At 63.7% G+C, this 17,901-nt stretch carries 17 protein-coding genes; 8 read left to right on the plus strand and 9 right to left on the minus strand.

All coding sequences use genetic code 11. From position 1 onward, the window contains the following. Window positions 1-120: 120 nt before the first annotated feature. Both cydX and JAB8_RS30210 read left to right on the plus strand, forming a co-directional pair. Window positions 121-246: a cytochrome bd-I oxidase subunit CydX gene (cydX, locus tag JAB8_RS23690; RefSeq protein ID WP_070222085.1), complete on the plus strand. Its 126-nt coding sequence runs from the start codon at window positions 121-123 to the stop codon at window positions 244-246. Between the two features lie 538 nt (window positions 247-784). Next, window positions 785-2,344, plus strand: coding sequence for a methyl-accepting chemotaxis protein (locus JAB8_RS30210; protein WP_275528111.1), 1,560 nt, complete (start codon window positions 785-787; stop codon window positions 2,342-2,344). A gap of 59 nt (window positions 2,345-2,403) precedes the next feature. Here JAB8_RS30210 and JAB8_RS23700 read toward each other — a convergent pair whose 3' ends face one another. Continuing rightward, window positions 2,404-2,583: a hypothetical protein gene (locus JAB8_RS23700; protein ID WP_070291689.1), complete on the minus strand. Its 180-nt coding sequence runs from the start codon at window positions 2,581-2,583 to the stop codon at window positions 2,404-2,406. 164 nt (window positions 2,584-2,747) lie between these two features. Here JAB8_RS23700 and JAB8_RS23705 point away from each other — a divergent pair, with 164 nt between their 5' ends. Continuing rightward, window positions 2,748-3,467, plus strand: coding sequence for a hypothetical protein (locus JAB8_RS23705; protein WP_070291690.1), 720 nt, complete (start codon window positions 2,748-2,750; stop codon window positions 3,465-3,467). A 2-nt stretch (window positions 3,468-3,469) separates the two neighbouring features. Here the strand turns inward: JAB8_RS23705 and JAB8_RS23710 are convergent, their stop codons facing one another. Next, on the minus strand, window positions 3,470-3,844 hold the full coding sequence (locus JAB8_RS23710; protein WP_070291691.1) for a DUF1294 domain-containing protein: 375 nt from the start codon (window positions 3,842-3,844) through the stop codon (window positions 3,470-3,472). Between the two features lie 59 nt (window positions 3,845-3,903). Continuing rightward, window positions 3,904-4,470, minus strand: coding sequence for a methylated-DNA--[protein]-cysteine S-methyltransferase (locus tag JAB8_RS23715; protein ID WP_070291692.1), 567 nt, complete (start codon window positions 4,468-4,470; stop codon window positions 3,904-3,906). Between the two features lie 95 nt (window positions 4,471-4,565). Between JAB8_RS23715 and JAB8_RS23720 the strand changes: the two genes are divergently transcribed. Further along, on the plus strand, window positions 4,566-5,315 hold the full coding sequence (locus tag JAB8_RS23720) for a nucleotidyltransferase domain-containing protein (RefSeq protein ID WP_070291693.1): 750 nt from the start codon (window positions 4,566-4,568) through the stop codon (window positions 5,313-5,315). On the opposite strand, the gene JAB8_RS23725 is transcribed toward JAB8_RS23720, so the two are convergent. Continuing rightward, complete coding sequence (locus JAB8_RS23725; RefSeq protein ID WP_083287895.1) at window positions 5,312-7,540, minus strand: TonB-dependent siderophore receptor; 2,229 nt, start codon at window positions 7,538-7,540, stop codon at window positions 5,312-5,314. The two genes, JAB8_RS23720 and JAB8_RS23725, sit on opposite strands and share 4 nt — an antisense overlap. Window positions 7,541-7,875: 335 nt before the next feature. Between JAB8_RS23725 and JAB8_RS23730 the strand changes: the two genes are divergently transcribed. Then, window positions 7,876-8,736, plus strand: coding sequence for a hypothetical protein (locus JAB8_RS23730; RefSeq protein WP_139143165.1), 861 nt, complete (start codon window positions 7,876-7,878; stop codon window positions 8,734-8,736). A 7-nt stretch (window positions 8,737-8,743) separates the two neighbouring features. Here JAB8_RS23730 and JAB8_RS23735 read toward each other — a convergent pair whose 3' ends face one another. The 4 genes from JAB8_RS23735 to JAB8_RS23740 form a co-directional block, all read right to left on the minus strand. Then, on the minus strand, window positions 8,744-9,142 hold the full coding sequence (locus JAB8_RS23735; RefSeq protein ID WP_070222077.1) for a hemerythrin family protein: 399 nt from the start codon (window positions 9,140-9,142) through the stop codon (window positions 8,744-8,746). A gap of 320 nt (window positions 9,143-9,462) precedes the next feature. After that, window positions 9,463-9,618, minus strand: coding sequence for a hypothetical protein (locus JAB8_RS29635; RefSeq protein ID WP_175445243.1), 156 nt, complete (start codon window positions 9,616-9,618; stop codon window positions 9,463-9,465). Window positions 9,619-9,758: 140 nt separating this feature from the next. Beyond that, entirely contained in the window at window positions 9,759-9,944 is a 186-nt protein-coding gene (locus JAB8_RS29275) for a hypothetical protein (protein WP_099408630.1), read from the minus strand. A 130-nt stretch (window positions 9,945-10,074) separates the two neighbouring features. Next, window positions 10,075-12,600 carry a sulfite reductase flavoprotein subunit alpha gene (locus JAB8_RS23740; protein ID WP_083287899.1) on the minus strand — a complete coding sequence of 842 codons (2,526 nt, stop codon included), beginning with the start codon at window positions 12,598-12,600 and terminating at the stop codon, window positions 10,075-10,077. 198 nt (window positions 12,601-12,798) lie between these two features. Here JAB8_RS23740 and JAB8_RS23745 point away from each other — a divergent pair, with 198 nt between their 5' ends. The 3 genes from JAB8_RS23745 to JAB8_RS23755 all read left to right on the plus strand — a co-directional run bounded on the left by JAB8_RS23745 (window position 12,799) and on the right by JAB8_RS23755 (window position 16,205). Then, on the plus strand, window positions 12,799-13,899 hold the full coding sequence (locus JAB8_RS23745; protein ID WP_070291696.1) for a branched-chain amino acid aminotransferase: 1,101 nt from the start codon (window positions 12,799-12,801) through the stop codon (window positions 13,897-13,899). Between the two features lie 70 nt (window positions 13,900-13,969). Continuing rightward, entirely contained in the window at window positions 13,970-14,686 is a 717-nt protein-coding gene (locus JAB8_RS23750; protein ID WP_217494243.1) for a hypothetical protein, read from the plus strand. Window positions 14,687-14,792: 106 nt separating this feature from the next. After that, a complete protein-coding gene (locus JAB8_RS23755) occupies window positions 14,793-16,205 on the plus strand; it encodes an MFS transporter (RefSeq protein ID WP_070291697.1) in 1,413 nt (470 codons plus the stop codon). Window positions 16,206-16,209: 4 nt separating this feature from the next. Here the strand turns inward: JAB8_RS23755 and JAB8_RS23760 are convergent, their stop codons facing one another. Then, window positions 16,210-17,844, minus strand: coding sequence for an acyl-CoA synthetase (locus JAB8_RS23760; protein WP_070291698.1), 1,635 nt, complete (start codon window positions 17,842-17,844; stop codon window positions 16,210-16,212). Between the last annotated feature and the right edge of the window lie 57 nt (window positions 17,845-17,901).

Genomic DNA, 17,901 nt, shown 5'->3' on the forward strand with positions numbered 1-17,901 from the left:
CGTACTGGAGTACGGTTGCGCTTCTCGACCACAAATCGCTGCCGCTCACTACGGTTTTGTTAGGTGTCGTTAGTTTGATAGTAAAAACGATCAAGCTGGAATTGAAGAAAGGAAATAATTATGTGGTACTTCGCCTGGATACTGGGTCTTCCGCTGGCGGCGACGTTCGCCGTGCTCAATGCGATGTGGTATGAAGTCGCCGATGGCGACACGACGCCCGAGCAGTACCGCGACACGCCGAACTAGTCGCGCCTGAATTTGATCTGCCCCGCCCGGTGCAATGGTTTTGCCATTGCCGCCCGGCGGGGCATTTTTATGGTTTTTCGCGGATTTCAGTCAAGCAAATCCCGCCATGCCGTGAAAGAGGAAAGATTTGTTGTACGGCCAACACGGTATTCGCCGCCGTACCGGCAGAACTTCACTGAGCCGTGCCGAACGCACGGCTTTTCATTGCCCGCTCCCTGCATTGTCATCGACGCGACGTACGTCCGCGGATCGAGCCGGTCTGCACAGGCGGAAATTCGCTAACACTTGCCCTTGCACACTTCACATCATTTGATAATAAATTTGTGATTTTTGTTTTGTTTTTGTTGTTTTCATTTATTTTTATTAAATTTACTTTAAATCGCCAAAATTTGGCTGTAAAATAAGTTGCTTCTTATAAATATAGAGTAATGATTTGGCAATGAATTTGACTTCGAATGATCGCCTCTCACTCATGCGAGAGCAATGTCATCTCGCTAGCTGAACCAGAGGCAAGCATAGTTAATTCAAGGAAAATATTATGAGCATGATAAGGGGACTCAAGCTAACGCACCGTCTGGCTGTACTGATTGTGATCTTTTCGGTCGGTTTCATCCTCTATGGCCTGTGGTCGTTCAAGACTCTGCAAGAATGGAAAGTGAACGGCCCTGTTTATCAGAAAATAGTGCAAAGCAAGGATCTGATTGCGGACGTGTTGCCACCGCCGGAGTACATACTGGAATCCTATCTGGTCAGTTTTCAGCTGCTGGCGACCGAGGATCGTGCCGAACAGGCGCAGTTAATCGCACGATTTAACACGCTCAAACGTGATTACGATGAGCGCCATGCATTCTGGAAGGGCGCGACACTGGATGCCGATATCGCCGGGCTGCTGCTGAACAAGGCGCATGCGCCGGCGCTGGCCTTCTACACGGTTGCACTGCAACAGTTCATCCCCGCAATAGAGGCACAGGACAAGGCCGGCGCCACCGTTGCGATGAAAAAAATGACGATCAGCTACGCCCAGCATCTGCAGGCCATCAAGCAACTGGTCGAGATGACCAGCCAACGCGCGTCGGCGATAGAGGCGGATTCGAGCGCGCGCATCACGGTGGCGGGCAGCTTGCTGTTGGCGATACTGCTGGTCTCGCTGGGCACGGCGATTGGGGTGGCTGTGCTCATTAGCAAGAGTATTACCAAGCCACTGCAGGACGCCGTGCACGTTGCCCGCATTGTCGCTTCCGGTGACCTGCGCAGCCATATCGCGACCGACTATCGCGACGAGCCGGGCGAATTGATGCGTGCTCTGAAAAGCATGACGGAGAGCCTGCGTCATACGGTGGGCCGTGTGCGTGGCGGTACTGAAACCATCTCGACTGCCTCGCAGGAAATTGCTGCTGGCAATTTGGACCTCTCGGCCAGAACCGAGGCTCAGGCCGGTGCACTGGAGCAAACATCGTCGGCGATGCAGCAGTTAACCAGCAATGTGCAGCAGAATGCCGAAAGCGCTCAGCAAGCCAATCAACTGGTCTTGTCGGCTTCAGCGGTAGCGGTGCAGGGCGGGCAGGTGGTCGAACGTGTCGTCGCGACCATGGTATCCATCAAGGACAGCTCGAACCGTATCGTCGAGATTATTTCCGTGATCGACGGCATCGCGTTTCAAACGAATATTCTGGCCCTGAACGCGGCTGTCGAAGCGGCGCGCGCCGGTGAGCTGGGGCGCGGTTTTGCTGTCGTCGCATCGGAGGTGCGCGCCCTGGCGCAACGTTCCGCCACGGCCGCCAAAGAGATCAAGCAGCTGATTGCCGAGTCGGTCGAAAAAGTCGAGCTTGGCAGCAATCTGGCCGATGAAGCGGGCGGCACGATGAAGCAAATCGTCTCCTCTGTCCAGCAAGTCGCCGGCATCATGGGGGAAATCGCCGTCGCCAGCCAGGAACAAAACGATGGCATCAAACAGGTGAATCAGGCCATCGGTCAGATGGATGCGGTGACCCAGCAGAATGCCGCCCTGGTCGAGCAGTCGGCGGCGGCAGCGGCCAGCATGCAGGAGCAGGCGGACAGCATGATGCAGGACATGCGCGTGTTCAAATTGCTGGCGTGACCTTGGTGACCGGCCTTGTGCACCCGGGGCCGCGCCTGGCCGGCCAGGAAAGGCGGGACTCAGGCCGGCGACTTGCTGACCGGTTTTGGGGTGGCAATGGCGATCGGGTCGCTGGCCGGAAAGCTCTCCTTCAGCGCTTCATCGAGCGCTTCCTCGGCATGGCCTTCGCCCGCCGGCGTGGGCGAATCGCGCTCCGGTGGCGGGGCGGGCGTGGTGGCGGCGTTGGTGCTGGAATGCATGGTGATTCCCTCGCGGTGGTGCGCCAGGTAGCCGGGAGGCGATGGCGCGGGCTGATGCTACCAGCCTAGCATATCGCGCGAAAAAAGCGCGCCCGCCGCGCTTGCCGCAAGAGAGCAGAGCGGCGTCTGCTACACTGCGCTCCACTTTGACCGACGGAATTGCCATGACTTCTCTAACCCTGCCATACCGCGCCACCGCACTTGACGCCTGTGTCTGGCTGGCGCAACAGACGGGCACCCCGTGGACCCTGGCGCGCCTGCTCGAGCACGGCGGCTTGCCGTTTATCTGGCTCGACTACAGCGCAGCCTGGGCCGAGCTGTTCCATGACGGCGTGACGCGCTATGCGGCGCCCGTGGTGTTCATCGAGGACAAGCAGCACCTGGCCGCGGGCGCCGATGATGTCTGGCTGCGTTTTACGCGCGACTCGGGCAATCTCCCCATTGAGCTCAAGGGGCAGGGCTTGCGCGTGCCGCTGGACGGCTTGCACTTCCAGGAGCGCGACCTGTTGCGTTTGCTCAAGGAGTTGCAGCATCCGCAGCCGGCCGACACGGCAGCGGACAAGGCGCCTGTGGTCTTGCCCAGCGCCTTGAAAGGCCTGGGGCGCGAGCAGATTTTGATTGCCTTCGCCGGCGTGGGCAAGGTCGACCTGGACCAAGGCATGGCCAGCGGCGTGGGCATCTTTGGCGACGATGGCGCGCGCGTGCGCAAGAATTCGCGCGGCGGCAAGAACAGCCATTTGTGGCATCCGGTGACCCTGGCGTTCGGCTTGCACGACGTGCACCGCGTGCCGATGGCGCATTTGAAAAAGGCGTTCGCCACGCAACCGTTGCTGCGCGATTGGAAGGCGGACTGGCTGGAATCGCTGCGCCTGCTGGGAGAGTGACCTTATAACTCGATGGGGGCGACGTCCGTGCCGATATCGGGCGCCGCGTAATGCATGCTGAAATACACGAAAGCGCCGATATTGAGGGCGACCGTGATCCAGAACACGATGCGGAACGAGCGCTTGCTGGACTTGTGGCGCAGCCATTGCTGGGCCAGCACGGCGCCCGGCCAGCCGCACAGCAGTCCCAGCAGCAGCAAGGTGCGCTCCGGGGTGCGCCAGCGTCCCCCTTTCGCGGCCGACTTGTCGATCGCATAGGCAACGAAGCATCCCAGGCTCAGCACGCCATATGCGAGGGCAACCAGGGCGGGGATGTGGAAAAAGAAGGTGGCGAGTAAGTACAGTACGACAAAGAACGCGATGACAAGGTAAGGCATAGGATGTGTTGGCTTGAACGGAGGGCGTGAGTATCCCACATGGGGAGCGATGGCGCCGCCTAAAATAAACAGCCTTGCGCCGTATCGACATGCACGGCGCGGCGGCGGGCGTGGCCCGTTTTCAGCGCTTCGCGGTCGCTGGACAGGGCGATGCCTTCCAGCGCCAACAGGGTTTCCTTGGCATGCAGACCGCCCGCAAAGCCCGTCAGCTCGCCCGTGGCGCCGACGACGCGGTGGCAGGGGGCGATGATGGAAATGGGATTCTTGCCGTTGGCGGCGCCCACGGCGCGCACGGCGGCGGGGCGGCCGATCTGGCGCGCGATCTCGCCATAGCTGCGCGTCTGGCCATACGGTATCGTCAGCAGCGCACGCCACACTTCCTGCTGAAATGGCGTGCCGGCAAAATCGAGCGGCACCTCAAAATGCTGGCGCGTGCCGGCAAAATATTCATCCAGCTGGCGCGCCGTTTCCTGCAGCACGGCGCAACCGTCATCGACGCGCATGTCGCCCAGGCGCACGCGGTTCGGCTTGTCGTTTTCCCACAGGATGGCGGCCAGGGCTTCCCCGCGCGCCACCAGGGTCAGCTCGCCCACGGGCGAGGGCACCACGATGCAGTCGTATTCCATGTTGGTTCCTTGATCAGATGGCGCCAGTGTAGCAGGCTGGCGGCAGCCTGCGTATTGCGTGTAGGATAGTGTTTTATCGACATGGAGCACCGGCTTTGACGACGATCCCCACCTATGAGACCATTCGCGCGATTGCCCAGCGGCTGGTGCACGAGCGCTATCCCACGGCCGTGGCGGCCATCATCGGCGGCTCCTTCGCCACAGGCCGGCAAACGCCTACTTCCGATATCGACTTGCTGCTGCTGTTCGACCACGTCGATTGCGCCTGGCGCGACACCCTCGTGGCCGAGGGGCGCACGGTGGAACTGTTTGCGCACGACGTGGCCACGTTCACGTATTTTTGCAAGGAAATGGATGCGCCGGGCGGCACGGTGCCGCTGGCGATGATGGTCGTCGAAGGGGAAAACATCGTCGCCGCCGGCGACGCCTACGCGCAGCTGCACGCGCTGGCGCACGCTTTCGACACGGCCGGGCCGCCCGCGCTCGACGCGGAAAACCTGCAGCGCCGGCGCTACGCCATCACCACCGCGCTGGAAGACCTGGTCGACAGCACGCACCCGGGCGAGGCGCTGGCCGTCGCTTGCCAGCTGTACGAAGCGCTGGCCGACCTGCACTTGCGCGCGGCGGGGCAGTGGAGCGGCGGCGGCAAGCACCTGTTCCGCCGCCTGCAGGCCTTTGATCCCGTCATCGCCGGGCAGCTCGATGGCGCGCTGCGCCTGGTCGCCGGCGACTTGCCGGCCGGCCAGCGCGCGTTCGGGCAAGTCGCCGCCGCCGTGCTGGCGCCCGTGGGCGGTCCCTTGCTCGACGGCTTTACCCTGCCGGCGCCCGCGCACTGGCGCGCTTAAAACGTCGTGCGCACGGCCAGGCTGATGTTGCGCGGTTCACCCCAGAAGACGCCGTCGAAGAAGCCCACGTTGCGGTAGTACTTTTTATCGAGCAAGTTATTCACGTTCAGCTGCACGCTGGCGTGGCGGTTGAGCGCATAGCTGGCCATGGCGTTGACCAGCGCATAGCCCGCTTGCGGAATGTCGGTGATGGTTCCCGATGGCGGGCGGCCGTACCACGATTCGCTGTAGGTGGCGCTTTGCGCCGTCATGCTGGCGCCTGCCCTCAAACCGGCCAGGCGGCCGTCGAAGCGGTAGCTGGTGGCCAGGCGCAGCAGGTGGCGCGGCTGCGTGGTGGCGGCGCGGCGGCCATCGGCCTCGGCCGCGTGCAGATAGGTATAGCCGCCGCTCGCTTCCCAGGCGGGCGATAACTGGCCGGAGACGTCGAACTCGACGCCCTTGGCCGTCACGCCGGCGCCATTGGCCACCATGGCCTGGCCGCCGTCGGGCAGCAAGAAACCGGGCGGTACCGTGCGGTCGAGTTCCGCCATGTTCTTTTTCTTCGTATGGAACAGGGCGGCCGACGCGTTCAGCTTGCCTTCATAAAATTCGCCCTTGATACCCAGTTCCGCATTGTCTCCCGTTTCCGGCGCCAGGAACTTGTTGTTGCGGTCCTTGCTCGATTGCGGGTTGAACAGCTGCGTGAAGCTGGCGTAGGCCGAATACTGCTTGTTGATATCGAACACGGCGCCCACATACGGCGTGACTTCATTGCGCGTTTCCACGAAGTCGCTGTTGTCCGTGTGCACGCCTCGTGTATCGTAGTTGCGCGTATCCGTGCGGTAAGTACTGCTGCGCGCGCCGATGATCACATGCAGCGGGTCGGCCAGGCTCAAACGTGTGGCCACATAGCCGCCCGCCAGGCGCGTCACGGTTTCCGTGTGCGAGCCGTCCGGGTGGAACACGGGGCGGGGGATGTTGCCCGTCCAGCTACGGTAATCGGGGACGACGTTCGGGTAGTTGATTTCCGCCTCGCCGCCCAGCGAGCGGGCGCGCTGGTTGCCGCCGTTCCAGCCGACGATGGCCGTATGCTTGCGCCCCAGCAAGGTAAACGGGCCGCTGGCGTAGACGTCGAAATTATCGCCCGTGGTCTTGCCCGGGCCATAGGCGCCCGTCCACAGCAGCATGCCTTCGCCCGTGGCCGGATCGGGCTTGCCGCCGCCCGCATAGGCGACGGTGGTGCGGTTCGTGCTTTCCGTGCGCGCATAACCGAGGTGCATGTTCCAGTTGCCGGGCAGGCGCTGTTCCAGCGACGTGAAGATGGTGTGCTGCTTGTTGGCCCAGGTGCTCCAGGGCGTCGTGAGGCTGGTGTTGCGCGGCAAGTTCGCCAGGCTGCCGTCCGCATTCCAGTACGGCACGGCGCCCCAGGTGGCGCCTGTCGGCTTGTTGTCCTGGAAGTCGACGCCCGCCGTCAGCAGGGTGCCGGGACGCACGTCCGCTTCAAGGATGGCCATGCCCACCGTCTTGCGCTCGTGGTACATGTCCAGGTAGGAATCGCGTTTTTGCCAGGCCAGGGCCGTGCGCGCGCGCACGCTCCCCTCCGCGTTCAGCGGCGTGGACAGGTCGACTTCGAAGCGCTGGTCATCCCAGCGGCCCATGATGAGACCGGCGCTGGCCTGGAAGTCCTTCGTTGGACGCTTGCGTATCATGTTGATGGTGGCGGACGGGTCGCCCTTGCCGCCCATCAGGCCCGTGGCGCCGCGCACGACCTCGATGCGGTCATACAGGATCGTGTCTTGCAGCGGCGCATTGCCGCCGCGCGCCATGCCGTCGATCTGGAGATTGTTGATGCCGAAGCCGCGCGCATAAAATGTCGTGCGCTCCGTGTCGTTCTGGCCCACCTGGATGCCCGTCGTCTGCGCCAGCGCCTGGTCCAGCCGCACGGCGCCCAGGTCGTCGAGCAGCTGGCGCGTGATGACGCTGACCGATTGCGGCGTCTCGCGCAGCGACAGGTCCATGCGCGTGGCGCTGCGCGCTTCGCCGGCCGTGTACGACTGCGTGCTTTCCGTCGTCGCGGTCGACTGGCCCAGCACGGTGACGGCGGGCATGGTCACGTCGGCCGCGGCGGCGGCCTGTGCCGGCAGGGCCACGCCGGCGGCAAGACTGAGCAGGCTGATGTGTAATACACGGGGGAGGGCGCGCAAGGCGGGCTGGCGCGAAGATGAGAAGGCTGTCGTTGATTGCATTATTTTCCTGGATATTTTTAGTCGTGAGTGTTCCTATCTCGTCTGGCGAGCTGCGCAGTAGCTGGGGGATGGCGTAACGCTGGCCCGTGGTCTGGCTTGGATAGCAGTTCCACCGCAAGGCCCGGCGCGGACGGGCAGTGGAAAAGAAAGGCGCGCGATTCCTGTCACTTTTGTGAATAAGAATCATTATCAATATAGGTGATATTTGCCAAATAATCAAGCGTGTGCACCAAAGGAGTGCAGGCAGGAGTGCCGGCAGACCCGGGGCGGCGCATCGGCTTGCCTTCTGCGATAATGCAGGCGCTGACAAATATTTTCCTTAATGAAAGAAATGCATGCGTACATGGATCGCTTGTGCCGGATGGTTGTGTGTCGTCTCGCTGGGTCAGGCCCAGGAACACGCGCCGCCGCCGGCTGTTCCCGCGCCGCTGCAGAGCGCCAGCGTGCCGCCCGCCGCCGATGCCGTTGTGCCACCGCTTGCGCCGGCCACATCCGCGGCATCAGCACCCAAGGCAACGGCGCCAGCAGAGGAAGCCTTGCCACCGCAAACGGTGACGATCACGGCCACCAGCGATGCCAGGGCGCCGCACGTGCGGTTCACGGCATACCGTGAAAGTTATCTGACGGCCAGGAAAGTGTGGCAAGTGTCGAGCGGCAGCGTGGTCATGGCCCTGCGCCTGATTCCCGCCAAGCTGAGCGCCACCATCGACGATGTGCGCGTGGCCTTGCAAGGCAATGGCGCCCCCATGCCGATCAAGGTGTCGGCCGGCGGCGTGTTTGTCGTGCCGCTCAACGATGATATTGCCGCGCAGGACGGCACGTTTTTGGTGAACAAGGGCAGGGGCGAGCTGACGGCCAATATCGTGCTGCAGCCGTCCGTGGCGCGCGATGCGTGGAACGTCACGCGCGTGGGGCAGGTCTTGCGCGACGCCCGGCGCGCCGTGCGGGCCATCACGCCGTGGTACAAGCGGCCGTTCGCCAGCGACGTGCAATCGCTGGCCTTTTGCGCGGCCGAGCGAGGCAGCGCCTTGCAATTGATGGATGGCGAACAGCTGATCGCGACGCTGCCCATGAACGAGCCAGCCGTCAACGACATCAACCAGCCCGTGTTTTGCAAGATTTTCGACGGCGAAGACAAATACCCGGGACACTACCGCGTGGTCATGCCCGAGCAGGCGACGGTGCTGTTGCTGTAATGAACTGCTAGTTAGGCTGGCGCTGCACCAGTTCCAGCGCCGCCGCCAGGGCCAGGTCCATGGTGGCCTGGTGGAAGATCAGCCACTGCGGCAACAGCGATAGCGCATGGCGGCCCTGTTCCAGGTCGCCTTCATCGACGGCGGCCCAGGCATGGTGCAAGCCGCTGAGCACGCGGGCATGCTGTTCGCGGTGGTTGGCCAGCGAGGGAAAGCCGATTTGCTCCATCAAATCTTCTTCCTCGCGGAAATCGCGTTCGACGGCCGCAATCAGCTCGCGAAACGCCACGCTGAAATGCTGGTCGCTTAACTGCCCCAGCCGTGCCAGCTCCTGAAACAGCGCCTCATGCGCCTCGTCGATGGCGGGAACGCCCAGCGCCATCTCATCTTTCCAATGCGATTTACCCATGCCGATGCCCCCGGTGAAGTCCGTCGCGGCGCGAAGCGGACTGTTCCAGTGTGGACGCAGCGAAGGGCGAAATCCATGATCTGGATCAAAAGTATGGTGAAGAGGGGAATAGGAAAGCAAGACAAAGACAAATGGACGAAGGGAACAATTCCCCACTCGCAATAAAGCGGTCTTAACGATGCGCCGTGTTACCGAGCGCCGCTGAAAAACGCCGCTGGCAAGGCGTCGTGCCGAAGGCAGTACGAATGTACGACGAGGCACGGCAACGCAGTCAGCGACGTTTTCTCAGCCGCGCGTCTTATTGTTCTCAGCCGCGCGTCTTATTGCTTGGGCCAGTGGGCCCACATGCCCTGCGCATCGACATTCGGCACCTGCATCTGCTGTCCGGCCGACGTCTGCATCGCATCCCTCAGCACGAGGGGCACGAGCATCAGGGCCGACAAGGCAAGGCAGAGCAGCACTTTGAGCGTCAACATGGTCGTCTCCCGGTGTCCCGGCGGCGGCGCGGGGATGCGGCGCCTGCCGGTCACGTCCTATGTACTACCATGCTTGCAGTTTAGTTCATCTGATTGAAACTTCAACTAGTTGCTGTGATGCACTGCACCAGTGACGCCTCTTATTTGGCCTTGCGGCTGCGCCGCGGCTTGCCTGCGGCGGGCAGGAAAGAGTCGAACCACACTTGCGTCAATTGCCGCGTATTTTTCGCCGCTTCGCGCTTGACGGCGGCTGTGGCGTGGCCGCGCGCCGTGTTGGCGACGCGGTTGGCGGCGCTCAGGTACATGCTCATCCAGGGGTTTTTCATGGCTAGCCTCGCAAACAGTGGGTGGGGGCGGCGCGGATATGCCGCCATGCCGCTACTGTAGTCCGATGGCCGGCGCTGACCGTGCGGCAGCCCACATAGCCGGGCGGCGCTGGCAATGTGCTGAGGCAGATCAATACACGTCGCGGCGGTAGCGTCCGGCCGCCAGCAGGGCGTCGAGACCGTCCTGGCCCAGCACTTCTTGCAGTACAGCATCGATTCCCGCCGCCATGCCTTGCAGGCTGCCGCACACGTAGACGATGGCGCCTTGCGCCAGCCAGTCGCGCAGCTCGCCGACGTTGGCGCGCAGGCGGTCCTGCACGTATTCGCGTTTGCCGCCCTCGTTGCCGTCGCGCGAAAAGACACGGTCCAGGCGCGCCAGGTGGCCAGCGTCCAGCCAGCCTTGCAACTCTGCGCCGCAGACGCTGTCAACAGCTTGCTGGCGCTCGCCGAACAGCAGCCAGTTACGGGCCAGCCCCGCCCGCTGGCGCGCGCGCAGGTGCGACCGCAGGCCTGCCAGGCCGGAACCATTGCCGATATAAATGCAGGGCACGTCGACCAGGGCGGGCGCGAAGGCGGGATTGGCTTGCAGGCGCAAACGGATGCCGGCGCCCAGCGGGGCGAAGCGCGTGAGCCAGCCGGAACAGAGGCCGTAGCCCCCGTTTTCGCCGCCCGCGTGGCGCTCCTGGCGCACCAGCAATTGCAGTTCGCCATCGGACGGCAGCGACGCGAGCGAATAGCTGCGCGGCGCATGCTGGGCGCTCTGCGCGTCGCCCTCGCTGCCATCCGCGTTGCAGGCGATGATTTCCGCCAGCGCGCCCGCTTCCCAGGCAGCATCGGCGGGGCCCGTCAAGGTGATTTCATGCAGTTCGCCGCCCAGGCTGCCCGGGTTCAGCAGCACGCGGCGCGCCAGGCGCCATTCGGCGTACGACGCTTCTTCCTGTACGCCGATGGCGTCGATGGCGCTGCCGCTGCAGCGGGCCAGCGCTTGCGACCAGGCGGCCAGGGCGGCGGGGTCATGCTTGTCCACTTCGATCAGCGGGAACATGGGCGTGGCGCCCAGTGCCTGCAATTGTTGCGCCAGCGCATGGCCAAAGCCGCAGAAGGCGCCGTAATGGCGGTCGCCCAGGGCCAGCATGCCGAAGTCCAGGCCGGCCAGCGGCGTGCCCGCCGTTTGTTGCAGCAGGCGCGCGAAGCGGCGCGTGCCGTCTGGCGCCTCGCCTTCGCCAAAGGTGCTGGCGACGATCAGGGCCCGTTCGTACTGGCGCAATTGCGCGGGATCGAAACGGTCCAGCGATTGCACGTCGACGGCCACGCCGGCCTGCTGCAGGGCGCGCGCGCTTTCCAGGGCCAGGCGCTCGGCCTGTCCCGACTGGCTGGCGTAGGCCACCAGGGTCGGTAAACCTGTGTCCGTCTTGCCCGGCGCGCCGGCGCCCAGCAGGGCGCGCTGCGCCTGCACGGCCCGCTTTGCCTTGCGGCGGCCCAGGTACAGCATCCAGCCCGTGACGGCGAACAGGGGCAGGCCCAGGCTTGCCAGGGTGACGATGATGCGGCCGGGCAAGCCAAAATACGTGCCCATGTGCAGCGGATAAATGATGTTGACGAGGCGCGACCCCAGCGCCTGCTGGCTGTACGGTTCGTTTTCCGTGAGCGTGCCATTGGCCGGCGCAATGCTCATGCGGCTGCGCGCCCGTTCGTGCGGCGCATCGCTGGCCAGCCACGTGAATTGCACGGCTTCGCCGGGGCGCACGGGCAGACGCACCGTAGCCAGGGTCCAGCCGGGGGCGTGCTGCTGGAAAAAGCTCCAGGCCAGGCCAACGTCGACGGCGGGCGATGGCGCCTGCGGCGCGCCTTTCTTGCCGGGCGCCTGCGCCGTGCGCGGGGGCTTGCCGGCCCAGGCGTCGATATTGTCGCGCACCACGTCATAGCTCCAGTAGATGCCCGTCAGGGTCAGCGCCACATAGACGACCAGGCACCAGGTGCCAGCCACGGCGTGCAGATTCCACAAAAAGGAGCGGCCTTTTAATGCAGGGTCGAAGGTCAGCCAGGTGCGCCAGTCCAGCGGACGGCGGGGCCAGCGCAGGTACAGGCCGGACAGTGCCAGGCCCAGCAGGCACAGGGCCAGCGCGCCCGCCACTTGCCGGCCCGGATCGCGCGGCAGCAGCAGCCAGCGGTGCAAGGATTCCGTCCATTCGAAAAATGCGGCGCCCGCCAGCGCCGGCTGGGTGGCGCCCGTGTACGGGTGCAGATAAACGGACTCGCCGCGCCGCTGGCCGTTCTTTGGCGCGAAAAACAGGCGTGGCGCCGCGCCCGCCTGCGCATATATGGTGACCGAGGCCACGCGCTGGCCGTGTTCGGCCGCGGCGATGCGTGCGAGCTGGGCCGGCGTCAGCGGGGCGCGCGTTTCCACAGGAACATGGCGCACTCCGGGGTTAATAACGTCGAGCAGTTCATCCTTGAAGGCCAGGGTGGCGCCGCTCAGGCCGATGATTACCAGCACCGTGCCGGCCGTGATGCCGATAAACCAGTGCAATTGAAACCAGACCGGCTTCCAGTTCCAGGGCCAGCGCCGTTGTTGCTGGGCGGCAAGCTGACGAGTCTGCGTCGCCTCATCGGCGCCGGCGCGCGGCAGGGGGTGTGGAAGGGAGGAGGTCGTCATGAAGCGGCTTTCGATAGCGCCGCCATGCGGGGCGTCAGGCATGGCGGGGAAGAAGGAGGATTGACATAGTAACGCAAACGAGAATCATTCGCAAATGATGGCTTCTTGTTTTCACCTGGCGATGACCATTCTCGTTTGCCTGATCGGGCGCTGGAGGCGCTACAATAGGGATACTGTTCACTAGTTCCCATTGCTGCCATGACCACTTCCACACCGAATCTCGTCGTCACCCCATCCGCCCATCCGCTGTCCGACGCCGAGCGCGCCGCGCGCATGGTCAACCCGGCGTTTGGCCGCATCTTCACGGACCACATGGTGGTGATTCCTTACCGTGACGGCAAGTGGCAGCAGGGCGAACTGAAGGCTTACGGCCCGCTGATGCTGGACCCGTCCGCCTCGTCGCTGCACTACGGCCAGGCCATCTTTGAAGGTTACAAGGCGTTTGCCCAGCCCGATGGCAGCATCAAGACCTTCCGTCCGGAACAAAATGCCGAGCGCTTCAACCGCAGCGCCGCGCGCCTGGCCATGCCGGCCATTCCCGTCGAGCTGTTCCTGGAAGCGGGCGACGCGCTGATCGCGCAAGACCGCAACTGGGTGCCGAAGAACACGGGCGAGAGCCTGTACATGCGCCCGTTGATGATCGCCACCGACCCCTACCTGGGCGTGCGCCCATCGGAAGAATACCTGTTCGTGCTGTTCGCCTCGCCGGCCGGCGCCTACTTCCCGAAAGGCGTGAAACCCGTCACCGTGTGGATCAGCGAAGACTTCGTGCGCGCCGCGCCGGGCGGCACGGGCGAAGCCAAGTGCGCGGGCAACTACGCGGCCAGCCTGATGGCCCAGTCGCAAGCGCAAGAGAAGGGCTGCGACCAGGTCGTGTGGCTCGACGCCGTGCACCGCGAGTTCATCGAGGAAATGGGCGGCATGAATCTGTTCTTCGTCTACAAGGATGGCGAGAAAGTCACCGTCGTGACGCCGGAATTGACGGGCACCTTGTTGCCAGGCATCACCCGCCGCAGCCTGCTGGAAATGGCGAAAGACCTCGGCTATGCGACGGAGGAGCGTAAATTGTCCGTCCAGCAATGGCGCGACGACATCGCCTCGGGCCGCATGACCGAAGTGTTCGCCTGCGGCACGGCCGCCGTCATCACGCCCGTGGGCGTGGCCAAGGCCAATGGCTTTGAAATGACCATCAACAACAATGAAAACGGCGCCGTCACCCTGGCCCTGCGCGAAGCGCTGCTGGGCTTGCAGCATGGCACGGCACCGGATACGCACGGCTGGATGCATACCGTCTGCTAAGTTGATGGTGTAATTTCACTACCGCGCCGGCACCCAGTTGCCGGCGTTTTTATATCTTGAAGGAAATACGATGAAAATTCGCTCTATCCTGCCTGCCTTGGCCGCCGTTTTCCTCAGCCTGTCGGCCGGCGCCGTCCACGCGGCCGACGCCGCCTGCGCCATTCCGCGCAACGTCAGTTATTACGATTACGACGTCAAGCCGTCGGACGAGAAAAACACCTGCTACAAGCAAAGCACGAACGTGCCCACCGATTACTTCATGCTGGCGCTGTCGTGGTCGCCAGGCTTCTGCGACAGCCAGCGCCGCCGCGGCGCCGTGTCGAAGAAGGCCGCCTTCCAGTGCGCCGAGAGCAACCACTTCGGCTGGATCGTGCATGGCTTGTGGGCGCAGTCAGCCAATCCGGCCACTTGCGAAGACATTTCCGTGACGCCGCCGCGCAAGACGGAGATGCATCCGCGTTATTGCAAGGGCAATTTGCCGAAGCTGGCGCCGTCGGACATCCTGCCGTACATGTGCATGCAGCCCGGCGAAGCCTTGCTGCAGGGTGAATGGGAAAAGCATGGCGCCTGCGATTTCGATACGGCCAAGCAGTATTTCGAGAAGGAACGCGAACTGTTCCAGGCCTTGAAGTTGCCGGACAGCACCATGCCAAAGAACGAACTGTTCCAGTGGATGAAGCAGCACAACCCGCAGCTGAAAGGCCGCTGGCTCGGCTATGAAAAGCACTCGGGCGAGTTGCGCATCTGTTATTCGAAAGATTTTAAAGTGATCGACTGCCAGAAGTGATGTAGGGTGAAATCGGCGGGCCTGCCCGGCAGAGTCCGTCCATCCATGCTAGTGTCTTGGCTGCGGTACCGTATGCCGCCCCGGACGGGCTAGACGAACAGGCAACATGATGAAGCAGAAAAACAAGGCGCAGCCTTTCCTCGTGGGCGAGGACGGCTTGCCGCCCTGCGCCCGTTTATGGGCCATGCTGGCGCTGGCCATCGGCGTGGGCATGGCCTCGCTCGACACGGCGATCGCCAATACGGCCTTGCCGGCCATCGCCAGCGAGCTGCACACGACGCCGGCCGCCTCCGTCTGGATCGTGAATGTGTACCAGCTGGCCATGGTGGCGACCTTGCTGCCGTTTTCCGCCCTCGGCGAAATCGCCGGCTACCGGCGGGTGTTTATCTCCGGCATGTTCCTGTTTACTTTGGCGTCGCTCGCCTGCGCGCTGGCCTGGTCCTTGCCCTCGCTGGTGGTGGCGCGCCTGTTCCAGGGCGTCGGCGCCAGTGCCATGATGAGCGTCAACACGGCGCTGCTGCGCGCCCTGTACCCTAAACATTTGCTGGGCCGCGCGTTCGGCAACAATGCGCTGGTGGTGGCCGTCGCGTTCGCCATCGGGCCCACGGCCGCCTCGCTGATCCTGGCGACGGCGTCGTGGCCATGGCTGTTCGCCATCAACGTGCCGCTGGGCGTGGCCGGCTTTTTCCTGGCCAGCCGCATGCTGCCGGCGACAAAACTGTCTGGCCACACGCTCGATGCGCGCACGGCGCTGTACAACGTGGGCGCCTTCGGCTTGCTCATCTTGCTGTTCGGCGATGCGGCCCATCACGCGTCCAGCGCCGTCCTGCTGGCGGAACTGGTGGCCGTAGTGGTCTTTTTTATGTTGCTGCTGCGCCGACAGGCGGGGCATGCGGCACCGATGCTGCCGATCGACCTGTTCCGTCGTCCCCTGTTCTTGCTGTCGTCGCTGACGGCCATCTGCACGTTTGCCGCGCAAGGCCTGGCCTTCGTTTCGCTGCCATTCTATTTTGAAGTCACCCTGGGCCGCTCTCCCGTGGAAACGGGATTCTTGATGACGCCGTGGGCCGTGCTGGTGGCCGTGATGGCACCCGTGGCCGGACGGCTCAGCGACCGGTACTCGCCGGGCGTGCTGGGCGGCATTGGTCTCGCGGCGCTGGCGGGCGGTTTGCTGACCCTCGTGTGGATACCGGCGCATCCGAGCGCGTTCGACATCGGCTGGCGCATGGCCTTGTGCGGCATCGGTTTCGGCTTTTTCCAGGCGCCCAATCTGAAAGCCATCATGGGCAGCGCGCCGCCCGAGCGGGCCGGCGGCGCCAGCGGCGTGGTGGCCACCTCGCGCCTGATCGGGCAAGCGACGGGCGCGGCGCTGGTCGCGTATTGTTTTACTGTTTCCGCCAGCCGGGGCACGACGTACGCGCTGTGCCTGGCGGCAGGGTTCGCCGCCGTGGCCAGCATCGCCAGCTTTTCGCGCCTGGTGGTGGCGCAACCGGCGTGGCTGGCTGGCAAGGACAATTAAGCGTCTAGACGTCGATGGCCTTGTCCGAATGCATGCGCTTGCGCAATTCGAACTTCTGGATCTTGCCCGTCGACGTGCGGGGCAGGGGGCCGAAATATATGGCTTTTGGCACCTTGAAGCCCGCCAGGTTGTTCTTGCAGAAGGCGATCAATTCCGCTTCCGTCACCGTCGCCCCTTCGCGCAGTTCGACGAAGGCGCAGGGCGTCTCGCCCCATTTCTCGTCGGGTTGGGCGATGACGGCGGCGGCCAGCACTTGCGGGTGGTGGTACAGCGCATCTTCCACTTCCACGCTGGAAATGTTTTCTCCGCCCGAGATGATGATGTCCTTGCTGCGGTCCTTCAGCTTGATGTAGCCGTCCGGATACATGACACCGAGGTCGCCCGTGTGGAACCAGCCGCCCGCGAACGCTTCCTGCGTCGCCTTTTCATTCTTTAAATAACCCTTCATGCAGATGTTGCCACGGAACATGATCTCGCCAATCTGTTCGCCATCGGCCGCCACGGGCTCCATGGTTTCCGGGTCCAGCACGGCCACGGCGCTTTGCAAGTGGTAGCGCACGCCCTGGCGCGATTTCAATACGGCCCGCTCTTCCTGGCTCAGGGCCGCCCACTCGTCCTGCTCGGCGCAGATGGCGGCGGGGCCGTACACTTCCGTCAAGCCATACGAATGGATCAAGTCAAAGCCCATGGCTTCGATCTTCGCCACCATGGCGGCCGGCGGCGGCGCACCGGCCACCATGCCGCGCACGGTCCAGGCTATGCCCTCGCGCCAGTTGGCGGGCGCGTTGGCCAGCGCCGCATGCACGATGGGCGCCGCGCAATAGTGGGTGATGCGCAATTCGCGCATCAGGTCGAACACAAGCTTCGGCTCGAACTTGCGCAGGCACACGTTGACGCCGGCGCGCGCGGCCACGGTCCACGGAAAGCACCAGCCATTGCAGTGGAACATCGGCAAGGTCCACAGGTAGACGGCATGCTTGGGCATGTCCCATTCCAGGATGTTCGACAGGGCATTCAAGGCCGCGCCGCGGTGGTGGTAGACGACGCCTTTCGGGTCGCCCGTGGTGCCGGACGTGTAATTCAGTGCGATGGCATCCCACTCGTCCGCCGGCGGCTGCCAGTCGTAATCGGGGTCGCCGCTGGCCAGCAAGGTTTCATAGTCGAGGTCGGAAAACGCATCCACTTCGGGGCCCAGCACGTCATTGACCTGGATCACGCGCAAGCCTGGAATCTGCGCTGCCATCTGGCGCGCCAGCTCGGCAAATTCCGTGTCGGCCAGCAAGACTTTCGCCTGGCCGTGGCGCAGCATGAAGGTCAAGGAGGCCAGGTCGAGGCGGATGTTCAGCGCATTGAGGACGGCGCCGGCCATGGGAACGCCAAAGCTCGCTTCGACCATGGCGGGCGTGTTCGGCAGCATCACGGCCACCGTATCGCCCGTGCCCACGCCCAGCTTGATCAAGCCGGAGGCCAGGCGGCGCGTGCGCGCATAGGTCTCGCGCCACGTCTGGCGCAGGCTGCCATGTGCAATTGCCAGGCGATTGCCATATACTGCGGCTGCCCTGGCGATATAGTCGAGCGGGGTGAGGGCGGCGTAGTTGGCGCTGTTTTTGCCGAGGCCGGTGTTGAAATCAGCAGTCATGCTTGTCTCCTGTTAAATAAAATTCTGTAGCTCCCTGTTTCGGGATTGATACCGGTT

Source organism: Janthinobacterium sp. HH106 (genome assembly GCF_001758725.1).
Lineage (GTDB): Bacteria > Pseudomonadota > Gammaproteobacteria > Burkholderiales > Burkholderiaceae_D > Janthinobacterium.

Bases quoted from the DNA above. Each gene is read 5' to 3' on its own strand.
- JAB8_RS23725 (WP_083287895.1), bottom strand. From the start codon at position 7,540: ATGCAATCAACGACAGCCTTCTCATCTTCGCGCCAGCCCGCCTTGCGC.
- JAB8_RS23730 (WP_139143165.1), top strand. From the start codon at position 7,876: ATGCGTACATGGATCGCTTGTGCCGGATGGTTGTGTGTCGTCTCGCTG.
- JAB8_RS23750 (WP_217494243.1), top strand. From the start codon at position 13,970: ATGAAAATTCGCTCTATCCTGCCTGCCTTGGCCGCCGTTTTCCTCAGC.
- cydX (WP_070222085.1), top strand. From the start codon at position 121: ATGTGGTACTTCGCCTGGATACTGGGTCTTCCGCTGGCGGCGACGTTC.
- JAB8_RS23715 (WP_070291692.1), bottom strand. From the start codon at position 4,470: ATGGAATACGACTGCATCGTGGTGCCCTCGCCCGTGGGCGAGCTGACC.
- JAB8_RS23710 (WP_070291691.1), bottom strand. From the start codon at position 3,844: ATGCCTTACCTTGTCATCGCGTTCTTTGTCGTACTGTACTTACTCGCC.
- JAB8_RS23755 (WP_070291697.1), top strand. From the start codon at position 14,793: ATGATGAAGCAGAAAAACAAGGCGCAGCCTTTCCTCGTGGGCGAGGAC.
- JAB8_RS30210 (WP_275528111.1), top strand. From the start codon at position 785: ATGAGCATGATAAGGGGACTCAAGCTAACGCACCGTCTGGCTGTACTG.
- JAB8_RS29275 (WP_099408630.1), bottom strand. From the start codon at position 9,944: ATGAAAAACCCCTGGATGAGCATGTACCTGAGCGCCGCCAACCGCGTC.
- JAB8_RS29635 (WP_175445243.1), bottom strand. From the start codon at position 9,618: ATGTTGACGCTCAAAGTGCTGCTCTGCCTTGCCTTGTCGGCCCTGATG.
- JAB8_RS23700 (WP_070291689.1), bottom strand. From the start codon at position 2,583: ATGCATTCCAGCACCAACGCCGCCACCACGCCCGCCCCGCCACCGGAG.
- JAB8_RS23735 (WP_070222077.1), bottom strand. From the start codon at position 9,142: ATGGGTAAATCGCATTGGAAAGATGAGATGGCGCTGGGCGTTCCCGCC.
- JAB8_RS23760 (WP_070291698.1), bottom strand. From the start codon at position 17,844: ATGACTGCTGATTTCAACACCGGCCTCGGCAAAAACAGCGCCAACTAC.
- JAB8_RS23705 (WP_070291690.1), top strand. From the start codon at position 2,748: ATGACTTCTCTAACCCTGCCATACCGCGCCACCGCACTTGACGCCTGT.
- JAB8_RS23740 (WP_083287899.1), bottom strand. From the start codon at position 12,600: ATGACGACCTCCTCCCTTCCACACCCCCTGCCGCGCGCCGGCGCCGAT.
- JAB8_RS23745 (WP_070291696.1), top strand. From the start codon at position 12,799: ATGACCACTTCCACACCGAATCTCGTCGTCACCCCATCCGCCCATCCG.